This window comes from Streptomyces sp. NPDC050164 (assembly GCF_044459945.1).
GTDB classification, from domain to species: domain Bacteria; phylum Actinomycetota; class Actinomycetes; order Streptomycetales; family Streptomycetaceae; genus Streptomyces; species Streptomyces coeruleorubidus_A.
On sequence record NZ_JBITJK010000067.1, the window covers coordinates 1 to 15,124 of the forward strand.

12 protein-coding genes are annotated in these 15,124 nt (G+C 70.2%); 5 read left to right on the forward strand and 7 right to left on the reverse strand.

Annotated elements, in window-relative coordinates; translation table 11 throughout:
- Window positions 1-91: 91 nt before the first annotated feature.
- Entirely contained in the window at window positions 92-880 is a 789-nt protein-coding gene (locus ACIBNA_RS43610) for an IclR family transcriptional regulator (RefSeq protein ID WP_399170939.1), read from the reverse strand.
- A 135-nt stretch (window positions 881-1,015) separates the two neighbouring features.
- Between ACIBNA_RS43610 and ACIBNA_RS43615 the strand changes: the two genes are divergently transcribed.
- On the forward strand, window positions 1,016-2,353 hold the full coding sequence (locus tag ACIBNA_RS43615; RefSeq protein ID WP_399170940.1) for a gluconate:H+ symporter: 1,338 nt from the start codon (window positions 1,016-1,018) through the stop codon (window positions 2,351-2,353).
- Window positions 2,354-2,402: 49 nt separating this feature from the next.
- Window positions 2,403-3,740, forward strand: coding sequence for an enolase C-terminal domain-like protein (locus ACIBNA_RS43620; protein ID WP_399170941.1), 1,338 nt, complete (start codon window positions 2,403-2,405; stop codon window positions 3,738-3,740).
- Window positions 3,741-3,885: 145 nt separating this feature from the next.
- Here ACIBNA_RS43620 and ACIBNA_RS43625 read toward each other — a convergent pair whose 3' ends face one another.
- From ACIBNA_RS43625 to ACIBNA_RS43645, 5 genes are all read right to left on the reverse strand, one after another.
- Window positions 3,886-4,725, reverse strand: a complete 840-nt coding sequence (locus ACIBNA_RS43625) for a carbohydrate ABC transporter permease (protein ID WP_399170942.1) — start codon at window positions 4,723-4,725, stop codon at window positions 3,886-3,888.
- A gap of 5 nt (window positions 4,726-4,730) precedes the next feature.
- Window positions 4,731-5,660, reverse strand: a complete 930-nt coding sequence (locus tag ACIBNA_RS43630) for a carbohydrate ABC transporter permease (RefSeq protein WP_399170943.1) — start codon at window positions 5,658-5,660, stop codon at window positions 4,731-4,733.
- 16 nt (window positions 5,661-5,676) lie between these two features.
- On the reverse strand, window positions 5,677-7,044 hold the full coding sequence (locus ACIBNA_RS43635) for an extracellular solute-binding protein (RefSeq protein ID WP_399170944.1): 1,368 nt from the start codon (window positions 7,042-7,044) through the stop codon (window positions 5,677-5,679).
- A gap of 129 nt (window positions 7,045-7,173) precedes the next feature.
- Window positions 7,174-7,872 carry a response regulator gene (locus tag ACIBNA_RS43640; RefSeq protein ID WP_399170946.1) on the reverse strand — a complete coding sequence of 233 codons (699 nt, stop codon included), beginning with the start codon at window positions 7,870-7,872 and terminating at the stop codon, window positions 7,174-7,176.
- Window positions 7,869-9,548, reverse strand: coding sequence for an ATP-binding protein (locus tag ACIBNA_RS43645; RefSeq protein ID WP_399170947.1), 1,680 nt, complete (start codon window positions 9,546-9,548; stop codon window positions 7,869-7,871). The genes ACIBNA_RS43640 and ACIBNA_RS43645 overlap by 4 nt, the downstream gene beginning before the upstream one ends.
- A 177-nt stretch (window positions 9,549-9,725) precedes the next feature.
- Here ACIBNA_RS43645 and ACIBNA_RS43650 point away from each other — a divergent pair, with 177 nt between their 5' ends.
- On the forward strand, window positions 9,726-11,120 hold the full coding sequence (locus tag ACIBNA_RS43650) for a cation:dicarboxylate symporter family transporter (protein WP_399170948.1): 1,395 nt from the start codon (window positions 9,726-9,728) through the stop codon (window positions 11,118-11,120).
- Between the two features lie 82 nt (window positions 11,121-11,202).
- Here the strand turns inward: ACIBNA_RS43650 and ACIBNA_RS43655 are convergent, their stop codons facing one another.
- The gene (locus ACIBNA_RS43655) at window positions 11,203-11,820 is read right to left on the reverse strand and encodes a TetR/AcrR family transcriptional regulator (protein ID WP_399170949.1); all 618 of its coding nucleotides are present in this window, start codon (window positions 11,818-11,820) and stop codon (window positions 11,203-11,205) included.
- Between the two features lie 108 nt (window positions 11,821-11,928).
- Between ACIBNA_RS43655 and ACIBNA_RS43660 the strand changes: the two genes are divergently transcribed.
- Together ACIBNA_RS43660 and ACIBNA_RS43665 are read left to right on the forward strand one after the other, a co-directional pair.
- The gene (locus ACIBNA_RS43660; RefSeq protein WP_399170951.1) at window positions 11,929-13,602 is read left to right on the forward strand and encodes a DHA2 family efflux MFS transporter permease subunit; all 1,674 of its coding nucleotides are present in this window, start codon (window positions 11,929-11,931) and stop codon (window positions 13,600-13,602) included.
- A gap of 14 nt (window positions 13,603-13,616) precedes the next feature.
- A complete protein-coding gene (locus ACIBNA_RS43665) occupies window positions 13,617-15,122 on the forward strand; it encodes an AAA family ATPase (protein WP_399170952.1) in 1,506 nt (501 codons plus the stop codon).
- Window positions 15,123-15,124: the final 2 nt, after the last annotated feature.

The following is a 15,124-nucleotide window of genomic DNA, read 5'->3' on the forward strand; positions in this document are numbered from 1 at the left end:
GGCTGGACTGGTACAACTACCACCGACCCCACACCGGCATCGGCGGCCAAACCCCAGCCAGCCGCGTCACCAACCTGTCCGATCAGCACACCTAGCGCCAGTCGGGTGCGCCCGGCGCCGGTGGTAGCCGGGATTCGATCCTCGCTCGGATGTCCAGCATCACGGAGACGATCCGGGACTCGTGCTGCGGGGTCAGCCGGGCCACCGGGACCGAGCAGCTGATGGCGTCGCCGGCCGGGGTGCCGTAGCGCAGGGCGAAGCCGAAGCCGGCGATGCCGGGTACCGTCTCCTCGCGGTCGACGGAGTAGCCGCGCTCGCGTACCCGGGCCAGGTCGGCGAGGAGCGCCGCCCGGTCGGTGTGGGTGTTCTCCGTGAGCGCGGGCAACGGCCATTGGGTGAACGGCAGTTCATCGTCGGCGCGCTCCGCGAGCAGGGCCTTGCCGAGCGCGCCGGCGTGGGCCGGGACGCGGCGGCCGACCCGGCTGATGGTGCGCAGGTACTCGTGGGACTCGCGGGTGGCGAGGTAGACGACGTCCCGGCCGTCGAGCCGGGCCAGGTGGATCGTCTCGCCGAGCGCGTCCGACGCCTCGTCGAGGTACGGGCGGACCAGCCGGACGTGCCGGTCCCCGTCCAGGTAACCGGTGCCGGTGAGCAGCGCGCGGATCCCGATGCCGTAGAGGGAGCCGGTGGCGTCCGTGCGGACCCAGCCGGCGTCGACGAGCGTCTGGAGCAGTTGGTACATGCTGCTGCGCGGCACCCCCAGATCCTCCGCGAGCTCGTCGAGGCGCGAGGGCTGTTCGCCCCGCTCGGCGAGCAGTTCCAGCAGCGCGACGGTCCGGGCCGCCGACTTCACGCCGCGGACGCCTCTGCTCTCCTGCATGGGCTCATCGTAGGTCCGCGGGAATCCGTGATCGCCCGGCCATTGACCCGGCACGTTCACCCACTTAGCCTCCATCTGCATACGTGGATGCCGTCTGCATATAGGGATGGGACACCGGTTCAAAGGGGAACTGCCTTGCCTCTGCTCGTAGTCGGGATCAGCGTTCTGGTTCTGCTTGTCCTCATGACCAGGCTGAGACTGAACGGCTTCGCCGCCCTGCTGCTCGTGGCGGTCGGGGTCGCACTGGTCCGGGGGATTCCGGTGGCGACCATCCCGGACGTCCTCTCCGAGGGCATCGGGGACCAGATCGGCGACACCATGCTGACCATCGGACTCGGCGCCATGGTCGGCCGTGTGATGGGGGACGCGGGCGCCGCCCAGCGGATAGCCGGCAAGCTCCTCGACGCCTTCGGACCGCGGTGGGTCCAGGTCGCCATGGTGGTCACGTCCATGCTGATCGGCGTGACCATGTTCTACGAGGTCGCCTTCGTCATCATCGTGCCCATCGCGTTCACCCTGGTCAGGGTCACCGGGGCGAAGCTGCTGTGGGTCGGGCTGCCGATGTCCATCGCCCTGTCCACCATGCACAGCTTCCTGCCGCCGCACCCCGGCCCCACCGCCGTCGCCGCGACCTTCCACGCCTCCGTCGGACTGACGCTGTTCTACGGCCTGTTCGTCGCCGTGCCGGCCGGCGCGCTCATCGCCCTGACCTGGCCTCGTCTTCCGTTCGTCGCGAGGATGACCCCCGCCATCCCCAAGGGCCTGGTCAGCGAACGGGAGTTCACCGACGAGGAGATGCCGGGCCTGGGCTGGTCGCTGTTCGTGGCGCTGTTCCCCGTCGTGCTGATCGTCGCCGCCGCCGTGACCGACATGGCCGCCTCCGGCGAGAGCCCGTTGCTGCACTTCGTCGCCTTCGTCGGGTCGGCGCCGATCGCCCTGCTGCTGACCCTGTGCCTGGCGGTCTGGGTGTTCGGGCCGCGGATCGGGCGCAGCCTGAGCGACGTCGGCGCCTCCTGTGGCTCGGCGGCCCAGGCGATGGCGATGATCCTGCTGGTGATCGGCGCGGGCGGGGCCTTCAAGAACGTCCTCGTCGAAGGCGGGATCTCCGACTACATCAAGGACGTCACGGACGGCTGGTCCATCTCGCCGATCGTCCTCGCCTGGCTCGTCGCCGTCATCCTCCGCATCGCGCTCGGCTCGGCCACGGTCGCCGTCGTCACGGCCTCCGGGGTGGCGCTGCCCCTCCTGGCGGGCAGCGGGGTGCACCCGGAGGTCATGGTGCTGGCCGTCGCCTGCGGCTCCATTGCCTTCTCCCACGTCAACGACCCCGGGTTCTGGCTGTTCAAGGAGTACTTCAACCTCTCCGTCATCGAGGCGATCAAGGTCCGTACGTCCTACACGACGGTCCTCGCCGTGCTCGGTCTGGGCGGCGTCCTGGCGGTCGAGTGGGTCCTCGACGCCCTCAGTCTCTGAATCACCCCACCTCACCTCAGCCTTCACAAGCCTTCAGAAGGGGCACCCGATGAGCATCGGACCGCAGCCGACCGTCACGGCGTTCGCCGTCTACCCCGTCGCGGGCCGCGACAGCATGGAGCTGAACCTCTCCGGCGCGCACGGCCCGTACTTCACGCGCAACGTCGTCGTTCTCACCGACTCCGAGGGGCGTACCGGGCTGGGGGAGGTGCCCGGCGGGGAGAAGATCACGCAGACGCTGCGGGACGCCGAGTCGCTGGTCGTCGGGGCCAAGGTGGGCGACTACAAGCGGGTACTGCGCGAGATCGGCGACCGGTTCGCCGACCGGGACGCCGGGGGGCGGGGTGCCCAGACCTTCGACCTGCGGACCACCGTCCACACGGTGACCGCGGTCGAGTCGGCGCTGCTCGACCTTCTCGGGCAGCATCTGGACGTACCCGTGGCGGCGCTGCTGGGCGACGGGCAGCAGCGGGACTCGGTGCGGGTGCTGGGGTACCTCTTCTACGTCGGTGACCCGGACCGGACGGATCTGGAGTACGTCCGGGAACCCGGCTCAGCCGTGGAGTGGTACCGGGTGCGACATGAGGAGGCGCTGTCGCCGGAGGCGATCGTGCGGCAGGCGGAGGCGGCCTACGACCACTACGGGTTCCGGGACTTCAAGCTCAAGGGGGGTGTGCTGGCGGGGGCCGAGGAGGTCGCGGCCGTGCGGGCGCTCAAGTCGCGCTTTCCCGAGGCCCGGATCACGCTGGACCCGAACGGGGCGTGGTCGCTGCGGGAGGCGGTCGAGCTGTGCCGGCCGCTGGTCGGCACGCTCGCGTATGCCGAGGATCCCTGCGGGGCGGAAGGCGGTTACTCCGGGCGGGAGATCCTCGCGGAGTTCCGCCGGGCGACGGGGTTGCCCACGGCGACGAACATGATCGCGACCGACTGGCGTCAGATGGCCCATGCCCTGGCTCTGCAGTCGGTCTCCATTCCGCTGGCCGATCCGCACTTCTGGACCATGCAGGGGTCGGTGCGGGTGGCGCAGTTGTGCAACGCGATGGGGCTGACCTGGGGGTGTCACTCCAACAACCACTTCGACATCTCCCTGGCCATGGTGACGCACTGCGGGGCCGCGGCGCCGGGGGAGTACAACGCGCTGGACACGCACTGGATCTGGCAGGAGGGGCTGGAGCGGCTGACCGTCGAGCCGCCCCGCATCGTGGGCGGGGAGATCGCCGTGCCGGACGCGCCGGGGCTGGGTGTCGAGCTGGACATGGACCGGCTGCTGGCGGCGCACGAGCTGTATCGGGAGAAGGGGCTCGGGGCCCGGGACGATGCGGTGGGGATGCGGTATCTGGTCCCGGGCTGGGAGTTCGATGCCAAGCGACCGTGTCTGGTGCGGTAGCGCCTGCGGCCGGCTTGTGGGTCGGGGCTGTGTCGGGGGCGCCTCAGCCGCGGGCAGTCGTGCCGCTGGGGGGGGCGCCCGTCCCGAAGAAGCGGCACCCCGCACCGCCGGGCTGCGGACCCACCCGCCCCAGCCCCGGCGCCGGTCAGCCCTTGACCGCCCCGCCCAGTGCGAAGCCCCCTCCCAGACGCCGGGCGATCAGGACGTACAGCAGGATCACCGGCGTCGAGTAGACGATCGAGAACGCCGCCAGCTGCCCGTACGCCACCATCCCCCGGTTCCCGAAGAAGTCGTTGATGCTGACGGACGCCGGCATCTGGTCGGGCGTCAGCAGGAGCATGAAGGGGACGAAGAAGTTGCCCCACATCATGACGAAGGAGAAGACCGTCACGACGGCCACGCCCGGGCCCATCAGGGGCAGCACGATGCGGATCAGGGACTGGAGGGACGAAGCCCCGTCGGTCCAGGCCGCCTCTTCGAGTTCCCTCGGTACGCCGTCCATGAAGTTCTTCATCAGCCAGATGGCGAACGGCAGTTGGGACGCGGCGAAGAAGAAGATCGTGCCGTGCATGGTGTCGATCAGGTCCACCTGGACGAACAGCGCGTAGACCGGAACCATGATCGCCGTGATCGGCAGGCTCGTGGCGAAGAGGATCGTCAGCAGGAACGGACGGTTGAAGCGGGAGCGGAAGCGGGAGAGAGGGTAGGCCGCCAGGGCCGCGCAGCTGACCGTCAGCAGCGTCGCGCTGCCGCACAGCACCAGGCTGTTCAGCAGCGGCGTGAAGGTGATGTCCGAGGTCAGGATCGCGTCGAAGTTGTCCAGGGTGAGGCCGTCGGGTGCCTTCACCCGGAGGTCGGCGTGGGGGTCCAGGGAGGACAGGACCACCCAGGCCAGGGGGAGCACGAAAGCCGCGGCGACCACCAGGAGGCCCGCGTCCGCCGCCAGACGGCGGGTCGTGCGGCGGGAGGCGAGTGTGACTGCCATGTGGGTCAGACCTCCGTCCGCAGCAGGCGCAGGTAGACGAGCGAGAAGAGGGAGCCGACCAGGAGGAGGAGCAGGGCCACCGCCGTGCCGTAGCCGATCAGGCTGTTCTGGAAGGCCTGTTCGTACATGAAGAGCGGCAGCGTCTGGCTCTTGCCGCCCGGGCCGCCCCTGGTCATCACCCAGATCAGGCCGAAGACGGAGAGGGTCTGGAGGGTGTTGAGCATCAGGTTCGTGCTGATGGAGCGGCGGATCATGGGGAGGGTGATGTGCCACATGCGGCGCCAGCCCCCGGCCCCGTCGACCTCGGCGGCCTCGGTGATCTCCTTGGGGATCTCGTTCAGCGCGGCCGAGTAGACCAGCATGGAGAACGCCGTACCGCGCCAGACGTTGGCGAAGGACACCGCCAGGATGGGGAGCGTGAACAGCCAGTTCTGGGAGGGCAGGTGGAGCCAGTCCAGGACGGCGTTCAGGGTGCCCTCGCGGCGGAAGAACGCGTAGAGGAGGAAGCCGGCCACCACCTCCGGCAGCACCCAGGCCGTGACCACGATGCCGCCGGTGAGCGTGCGGACCGGTTTCGACGCGCGCCGCATCAGCGCCGCCAGGGCGAGGCCGAGCGTGTTCTGCCCGACCAGTGACGACAGGACGGTGAACACCAGCGTCAGCCATACGGCGTTGAGGAACGCCTCGTCCCCGAAGGCCCGGGTGAAGTTCTCGAAGCCGACGAACGACTCCTGGGCCTGGCCGGTGAGCTGGAGGTCGGTGAAGGCGATGTAGACGCAGTAGGCGATCGGGCCGGCGAGGAAGAGGAGCAGGAGGACGACGGCGGGGGTGAGGGGGAGGGCTCGGACCAGCGCGCCCGGGACCCGCCGAGGGCGGACGGGAGCCGTGGGGCCGGGCGCCTTTCCGAGGCCGGTGTGCGGTGTCGTGGTGGTCATCCGGGCGTACCGTCGCCTACCGCTCGACGACCTGGTTGTCCGTGGCGTCCTTCAGGGCGTCCACGTAGTCGCCCGCCGCCTCGTCCACCGACATGTCACCCGTCGTCACACCCTCCATGGCCTCCTGGATGGCCGTGGAGACCTTGGGGTAGGCCGGGTAGGCGGGGCGGTAGTGGGTGTTCTGCACCAGGTCCGTGAAGAACTTGGTGCCGGGCTGGGCGGTGGCGTACCCGGGGTCCTTCGCCACGTCCTCGCGGACCGCGATGCCGGAGTTGCGGGCGTACCACTTCTGCGCGTTGGCCTTGGTCTGCATCGTCTTGATGAACTCGAAGGCCAGGTCCGGGTTGCCGGCCTTGGCCGGGATCGACCAGGTCCAGCCGCCGGACATGCTCACCTTGCCGGGCGCCTGGCCGTGCTGTGTGGGCATGGCGGCGAGGCCTAGCTTCTCCGGCCACTCGGGCCACTCGTGGCCGCTGCCGGGCAGCCAGTCCTGCGGCAGCCAGGAGCCGTCGAGGGCGATGCCGAGCCTGCCCTTGGGGAGCCACTCGCCGCGGACCCGGGTCATGACGTTCGGGTCGAGCGCGTCGGAGACGTCCGGGCCCAGCTTCTCCTTGTAGACCGTCTCGACGAAGGCGAGGGCGTCCTTGAAGCCCTGGCCGCCGGCGACCCACTTCTTCGAGTTCTTGTCGTAGAGGGGGTCCGTGCGGCCGTCGTTCGTGCCGTAGAGCAGCATTTCGAAGGTCTGCATGGTGGCCGCCTCGCCGACCGGTTTGCCCGTGTAGACGTTGAGCGGGATGACGCCGGGGACCTTCTGTTTGATGGTGCGGGCCGCGGTCAGGACGTCCTTCCAGGTCTTCGGCTGCCAGTCGGCGGGCAGGCCGGCCTTGGCGAAGATCCCTTTGTCGAACCAGAGTCCGCGGGTGTCGGTGCCGTCGGGGACGCCGTACGTCCTGCCGTCCTCGCCCTTGGCCGCCGACTTCGCCGTGTCGATGAACCGGTTCCAGTCCGGCCACTTGGCGAGGTAGGGGTCGAGGGGCTTGAGGTAGCCGCTGGTGATGTCCGAGTTGATGAGGAACGTGTCCTCGTAGACCAGGTCGGGGGCGGTCTTGGGGGAGCGGAGCATCTGCTGGAGCTTGGTGTAGTACTCCGAGTCCGGGGCCTTGATCGGGACGAGTTCGACCTTCTTGCCGGGGTGGGCCTTCTCGAACTGTTTCTTGATGTCCGCGAGATAGGTGTCCATCACCTTGATGGAGTTGTCCGTGGACTGTTTGAAGGAGACCTTCACGGTGTCGGGGTCGCTGCCGGAACCGCCACCGCAGGCGGTGAGGGCGGTCGCGGCGAGGGCCAGGGCGAGGAGAGGTGTTAAAGCGGCGGTGGGGCGCACGGCACGAACCTCCTACGGACGCACTTCGTTGTGGCCGGGACGGCTGCGTGGTGAACCTAAGTTGAGTGGTCTAGTCAGGTCAATGCGTGTGCGCCGGTTCGATCGTGGCCGGCCGTGGCCGACGGCCCGTCACTGGCCGGTGACCCAGCGGTAGTGCAACTCCGGTCGCCCCACCGTGCCGTACTGCGGGCGGCGGGCCGCGCGGCCCGCGTCCACCAAGTGCTCCAGGTAACGGCGGGCCGTGATGCGGGAGATGCCCACGGTCTCCGCCACACCGGCGGCCGTGAGGCCCTCCGCGCTGTCGCGCAGGGCCACCGTCACCCGCTCCAGTGTCGGCGCGCTCAGCCCCTTCGGCAGGGCCGCCGGGCCCGGGGCGCGCAGGGCCGCCAGCGCCCGGTCGACCTCGTCCTGGCCGCTCGCCTCGCCGACCGCGGCATGGAACTCGGCGTACCGCACGAGGCGGTCCCGCAGGGTCGCGAAGGTGAACGGCTTCAGGACGTACTGCACGACTCCGAGTGAGACACCCTCGCGCACGACCGCCAGATCACGCGCCGACGTCACCGCGATCACGTCCGCGTGGTGTCCGGCCGCCCTCAGGGACCGCGCCAGTTGCAGACCGTGCACGTCCGGCAGGTGCAGGTCGAGCAGGAGCAGGTCGACGGGCGTGCGTTCCAGGGCCCGGCGTGCCTCAGCGCCCGTGTGCGCCTTGCCCACGGCGACGAAGCCCGGGACCCGACCGACGTACAGGACGTGGGCGTCGGCGGCGACCGGGTCGTCCTCCACGACCAGGACGCGGATGGCCCTCTCGGGCGTGATGTCGCTCGTCATGCGTTGCCTCCAGCGCCTGAGGGCACCGAGGCCCTGGATGTCACGCCCTCGGCCACCGCCTCCGTCTCCCGCAGCGGCAGCCGTACCTCGAACTGTGCTCCGCCCCCGTCGGCCTCCGACACCGACAGCGCCCCCTCGTGCCGCTGTACCGCCTGCCGTACCAGGGCCAGCCCCAGCCCCCGGCCGCCCGGCCTCGCCGGCTTGGTCGAGAAGCCCCGCTGGAAGACGGCCTCGGCGTGCTCCGGATCCACGCCCGGGCCCGTGTCCGAGACCCGCAGTACCAGCTCCGGGGCGTCATCGAGGGCCTCGGTGTCCTGGGTGTACACCGCCACCGTCACCCGCGCCCCCACGCTGCCCTGTGCCGCGTCCACTGCGTTGTCGATCAGATTGCCGAGGATGGTCACCAGGTCCCGTGCTGGCAGGGACTCCGGCAGCAGACCGTCGTCCAGGCAGCTGTCCTCCGACACCATCAGCTCAACGCCCCGCTCGTTCGCCTGGGCCGTCTTGCCCAGCAGCAGTGCCGCCAGCACCGGCTCGCTCACCGCCGCCACGACCTGGTCGGTCAACGCCTGCGCCAGCTCCAGCTCGGCCGTCGCGAACTCCACCGCCTCCTCCGCCCGGCCCAGCTCGATCAGCGAGACGACCGTGTGCAGCCGGTTCGCCGCCTCGTGCGCCTGTGAGCGCAGCGCCTGAGTGAAGCCCCGCTCGGAGTCCAACTCGCCCATCAGTGACTGGAGTTCGGTGACGTCGCGCAGGGTGACGACCGTACCGCGCCGCTCACCGCCCGACACCGGCGAGGTGTTGATCACCAGTACCCGCGAAGCCGTCAGATGCACCTCGTCCACCCGCGGCTCCGACGCCAGCAGCGCACCCGTCAGCGGGGTGGGAAGCCCCAGCTCCGCCACCGACCTGCCCACCACGTCCCCGGCCACGCCGAGCAACTCCCGCCCTCCGTCGTTGATCAGCGCCACACGGTACTGCCCGTCCAGCATCAGCAGCCCCTCGCGTACCGCGTGCAGGGCGGCCTGGTGGTAGTCGTGCATCCGGCTCAGCTCGGCGGCGTTCATGCCGTGGGTGTGGCGGCGCAGCCGGGCGTTGATGACGTAGGTGCCGACGGCGCCCAGGGCCAGCGCGCCGGCCGCGACGCCGAGCAGGGCCGTCAGCTGGTCCTGCACCCGCTGGGTGATCTCCTCGACCCGGATACCCGCGCTGACCAGGCCCACGATCTTCTTGCCGTCCTGGATCGGGGTGACCGCGCGGACCGAGGGGCCGAGCGTGCCGGTGTAGGTCTCGTCGAAGGTCTCGCCCTTCAGAGCCTTCGCGGTATGGCCCCGGAAGGGCTGGCCGATCTGGTCCGGGTCGGGATGCGTCCAGCGGATGCCCCGCGGGTTCATGATCGTTATGAAGTCGACCTCCGTGTCCCGCATCACCCGCATCGCGTACGGCTGGAGCCGGGCGGTCGGGTCGGAGGTGTGGGCCGCCTCCAGCACGGAAGGGGAGTCGGCGACGGACCGCGCCACCGCCCTGGCCTGGCGCCGCGCCGCCTCTTCGGCCTGGCTGCGGTCACTGACATAAGTGAACAGTGCGTATCCGGCCACGACGACTGCTATCAGGACGGCCTGCATGGCGAAGAGCTGGCCTGCCAGGCTGCGGGGACCGGGGACGGAGAAGCGCATGTCGTCAGTCTGCCTCGTGGCTGATTGTGAACTATATGAACGGAAGGGTGACCGCGCTCACAGAGCAGGACATAGTCACGGCATTCCCCAATACGCATCTCCGGGAGCCCCCGCTCCCTCTTCCCGGACGTGAGCCGCACGCCGGTGATGCCGACGACGTCGTCAAGGAGGGCCGCCGTGACCAGCGCAGCCGATACGGCACCTGCCGCACCCAAAGCCAAGCGGGACCGCACGCACTATCTCTACATCGCGGTGATCATCGCGGTCACCGCCGGTATCGCGGTGGGTCTGGCCGCACCCGACTTCGCTGTCGAGCTGAAGCCGATCGGAACCGGCTTCGTGAACCTGATCAAGATGATGATCTCGCCGATCATCTTCTGCACGATCGTGCTGGGCATCGGCTCGGTACGGAAGGCCGCCAAGGTCGGTGCCGTCGGCGGTATCGCCCTCGGCTACTTCATGGTGATGTCGCTGGTCGCGCTGGGCATCGGCCTGGTCGTCGGCAACATCCTGGAGCCGGGCTCGGCCCTCGCGATGACCGACGCGGTCAAGGAGGCCGGTCACGCACAGGTCGACCCCGAGGCCACCACGAACACCACCGACTTCCTGCTGGGCATCATCCCGACCACGATCGTGTCCGCCTTCACCAACGAGTCGGTGCTGCAGACGCTGCTGATCGCCCTGCTCGCCGGCTTTGCGCTTCAGGGCATGGGCTCGGCGGGCCAGCCGATCCTGCGCGGTATCGAGCACATCCAGCGGCTCGTCTTCCGCATCCTCGCCATGGTGATGTGGGCCGCCCCGATCGGTGCCTTCGGTGCCATCGCCGCCGTCACCGGCTCCGCCGGCCTGGACGCGCTCAAGAGCCTCGCCGTGCTGATGCTCGGCTTCTACGTCACCTGCTTCCTGTTCGTCTTCATCGTGCTCGGCATCCTGGTGCGCGTCGTCTCCGGACTGAACATCCTCACCCTCTTCAAGTACCTGGGCCGGGAGTTCCTGCTGATCCTGTCGACCTCCTCCTCCGAGTCCGCGCTTCCGCGGCTCATCGCGAAGATGGAGCACCTGGGCGTCAGCAAGCCGGTGGTCGGCATCACCGTCCCGACCGGCTACTCCTTCAACCTCGACGGCACCATGATCTACATGACCATGGCTTCGCTGTTCATCGCCGACGCCATGGGCACGCCGATGTCGATCGGCGAGCAGATCCCGCTGCTGCTCTTCCTGCTGGTCGCCTCCAAGGGCGCCGCCGGTGTCACCGGCGCCGGCCTCGCGACCCTGGCCGGCGGTCTCCAGTCGCACAAGCCGGCCCTGGTGGACGGTATCGGCCTCGTCGTCGGCATCGACCGCTTCATGAGCGAGGCCCGCGCCCTGACCAACTTCGCCGGCAACGCCGTGGCCACCGTGCTGATCGGCACCTGGACGAAGGAGATCGACAAGGACCGCGTGAACCAGGTCCTCGCCGGTGAGCTGCCCTTCGACGAGACGACGCTGCTGGACGACGGGCACGGCGGTCCGGCCAAGGACCACGCCGAGGTGCCCGAGCAGGGCGGCGAGAAGGAGCTGGCCAAGACCTGACGGCCGCGCGCCGCGCCCCGCGAGACTCCGGGCGGCTGAGTGTCCCCCCGTCGCTCAGCCGCCCGGTCCTTACTTTCGCGGATCAATCATTCAGCTTCGCCACCAGCTCGGTGGCCTTCGAGGCGGGCACGCCCGCTGCGGTCAGCACCGTGACCGCGGCGCAGCGGCCCGCCTCTCGCGCTGCCACGAGCCCGTCGTTCACCGCCTCCATCAGCGCGACCAGCATCTGCTCGTGCACGTAGGCCAGGGCCGGAGCCGGCAGCGGTGAGCTGAAGACGCCCTCGTCGAGGCCGCGCCGGAGTACGCCGGTGGCGGCCTCCCGGACCGGGGCGAGCCGCTCCCTGATGCCCTGCATGGTGACCGTGCGCTGGGCGAGCGCGATCAGCAGCCGGTAGCGGTCGGCGAGCTCCCACACCGCCAGCACCGAGCGGGCCACGGCCTCCGCCGGGTCCTCCACGCTCGCGCGCCCCGCCGCGTGCGCGATCGACAGGGCCTGAACCGCCTCGTCGACGAGCGTGCTGATCAGCGCCTCACGGCTCGGGAAGTGCCCGTACACCGTCCGCCGTACGACGCCCGCGGCGCGTGCGATCTGGTCCATGGAGGCGTCGGGGTCGCGCAGCAGCTCGGCGAGGGCGACGTCGAGGATGCGGCGCCGGTTGGCGTCGGCGCGGCTGGTGTTGCCCGTGGTCATGGACGCCATTGTGCCCTTCCTTCATCGATTTGCACAGCAGTGTGCAACGGCGTACATTGCACATCGTTGTGCAAGTGCACACCCTTGTGCAAGTCAGTGAGGAAGGCGACCCCTGCCATGCGACTCGTCATGACCGAACCGGCCGAGCGGATGGACCGCCCCTACGCACGCCGCTGGTGGGCGCTCCTCGTGCTCTGCCTGAGCCTGCTGATCATCGTGATGGCGAACACCGCCCTCACCGTCGCCGCGCCCGACATGACCGAGGACCTGGGCCTGTCCAGCGCCGACCTCCAGTGGGTCATCGACGGCTACACCGTCCCGTACGCCGCGCTGATGCTGCTGCTCGGCGCGATAGGCGACAAGTACAGCCGCCGGGGCGCGCTCGTCCTCGGGCTGGTCGTGTTCGGCGGCGGTGCCGTCTCCGGCTACCTCGCCGACAGCGCCACGGCGGTGATCGCGGCGCGTGCCGTGATGGGCGCCGGCGCCGCGATGATCATGCCCGCCACGCTGTCCCTGCTCGCGGCGACCTTCCCGCGCGCCGAACGCGCCAAGGCCATCACCCTGTGGACCGCCACGGCCGGGCTCGCCATCGCGGCCGGTCCGCTGGTCGCCGGGGCGCTGCTGGAGCACCACGGCTGGTCCTCGACGTTCCTCATCAACGTCCCCGTCGCCGCCCTGGCCATCGTCGGCGCGCTCGCCCTCGTGCCGCCGTCCAAGGCCGGCCACCACGGGCGGATCGACGACGGCGGCGGACTGCTGTCGGTGGTGTGGATCGGCGCGCTCGTCTACATGATCATCGAGGGCCCGCACTTCGGCTGGGGTGCCAAGGCGGTCACGGCGGCGGTCGTCGCGGGCGTCGCGCTCGTGGCCTTCGTGCTCCGGGAGCTGCGCCACCCGCGTCCCGTCCTCGATGTGCGCCGCTTCACCGACCGCGGCTTCGCGGGCTCCAACCTCGCCGTCGCCCTGTTCTTCCTGGCCGTCTTCGGCGCCTTCTACTACCTGACCCAGCACCTCCAGTTCGTCCTCGGCTACGACGCCCTGGACACGGGTCTGCGCATGCTGCCGCTGGCCGGTGCCGTCTTCGTGGGCTCCGCCCTCACCGGCTGCCTCACCCCGCGGGTCGGCATGAAGTGGACCGTCACGGCCGGCATGGTCGGCGGCACCGCGGCCCTGGCGCTGCTCACCCGGGTCGGCTCCGGGTCGTCGTACGGCGACTTCGTCGCGCCCCTGATCGTGCTCGGCCTGGCGATCGGGCTCGCGCTGTCGCCCTGCACGGACGCGATCATGGGGGCGTTCCCGGAGTCCGAGCTGGGCGTCGGCGGTGCGGTGAACGACACGTCGCTGGAGCTCGGCGGTTCGCTCGGCATCGCCATCCTCGGCTCGCTGCTGGCGACCTCGTACTCCGGTCATCTCTCTGACGCCACGGCCGGCCGGGGGCTTCCGGCTTCCTCCCTGGAAACGGCCCAGGACTCGGTGGGATCCGGGTATGCCGTCGCCCAGGGGCTCGGGGACAAGGCGCGGCAGCTGGCCGAGCAGGCGGCGCACGCGAGTGACCCGCAGCAGGCGGAGCGGCTCAAGGCGCAGGCCGGGCAACTGGCCGGCGGGGCCCGGCAGATGGCCGACGCGGTGGGGGCGTCCTTCTCCGACGCGGTCGCGCACACCAGTCTGGTCGGCGCGGTGGTGCTGGGCGTCGGTACGGTGGCCGTGGCGCTGTTGCTGCCGGGCAGGGGGAAGGCCGTCGAGGAGTCTGCCGAGGAGGGCAGGCAGGCGGAGTCCGTCGGTGCCCGCTGACGAACGGAGGGCGTATGACGGAAGGGCTCGAGATCATGAGCTCGGACGAGTACCGGGCGCGGTACGGGGCCGAGCGGGAGGCGTCGCCTCTGTCCATGGAGCAGATCAGCGAGCTGTTCCATGAGTTCCTGACGGCGGTGGCCCGGCCGAAGCGGCGGGACGGCGACGGCAGCCGGGATCTGTCCCGGCGGCTCCGTGAGCACCTGGGGTCCACTCCGGGGGACCGGCCCGTGGTCAAGGCCGCCTACCCGTCGTACGACCTGCCCAATGTCCATCTCGCGCTGGAGCGCTGGTTCAGTGGGGACGAGCGGTCGTTCGAGCTCATCGGTATGCGCGGGGCGCAGCACCACGGTGAGCTGACGCTCGGCGACATCCTCGAAGCGGCCGACCGGTACGACCGGTTCACCGTCGGGTCCGTCGACTACGCCCAGCTGCCGGTCTCGCCCGATGCCGAACTCGCCTGTGTCTCCTGCGGTTTCTACCTCGGGGCCGAGGGCGAGGACCGGTTCGCCGTGCTGTTGCGCGGGCCGCAGGACGAGTACGGGCGCAACAAGGTGGAGATCGAGGTACTGGCCGGGGAGAAGGAATTCGCCGACCGGTTGCTCGCCGAGGTCGACGTGCTCGTGCGCGAGCTCAACATCTTCCGGGGGCAGATCCTGTCCTTCGAGGGTTCGGAGTTCGGCACCGGCCTCGGACCGTTCCGGTTCCACCGCAGGCCCGGACTGACCCGGGACGACATCGTGCTCCCGGACGGGCTGCTGGAGCGGGTGGAGCGGCAGGTCGTGGGCGTGGCCCGGCGCCGGGAGCAACTGCGCGCGGCCGGCCAGCACCTGCGCCGGGGCCTGCTGCTGTACGGCCCGCCCGGCACCGGCAAGACCCACACCATCCGCTACCTCCTGTCCCACCTGCCCGAGTTCACGGTCGTCGTCCTGTCCGGGACGAGCATCGAGGCCATCGGCCCGGCCTGCGCCCTGGCCCGGATGCTACAGCCCGCGCTGGTCGTCCTGGAGGACTGCGACCTGATCGCCGAGGCCCGCGACTACGGCGGCGGCGAGCAGCCGCTCCTCTTCCAGGTCCTGAACGAGATGGACGGCCTCGGAGACGACGCCGACGTCGCCTTCCTGCTCACCACCAACCGCGCCGACCTGCTGGAACCGGCCCTCGCCCAGCGCCCCGGGCGCGTCGACCTGGCCGTGGAGATCCCCCTGCCGGACGCGGACGGCCGTGCCCGCCTGCTGGGTCTGTACGGCTCCGGCCTCGGCCTGGACAAGGAGATCACCGACGAGGTGGTGGCCCGAACGGAGGGCACGACGGCGTCCTTCACCAAGGAGCTCGTACGCCGGTCCGTACTGATCGCCGCCGAGCGCGAGTCGCCCCGCACCGAGGCGCGGGACATGCGCGCCGCCCTCGACGAACTCCTCTCCGACCACGACCGGCTGACCCGGCGACTGCTCGGGGTGCGGGGCGCCGAGGACGCTGAGGACGAGGAGGGGTGGCAGGGCGACGACGCCTTCGAGTGACT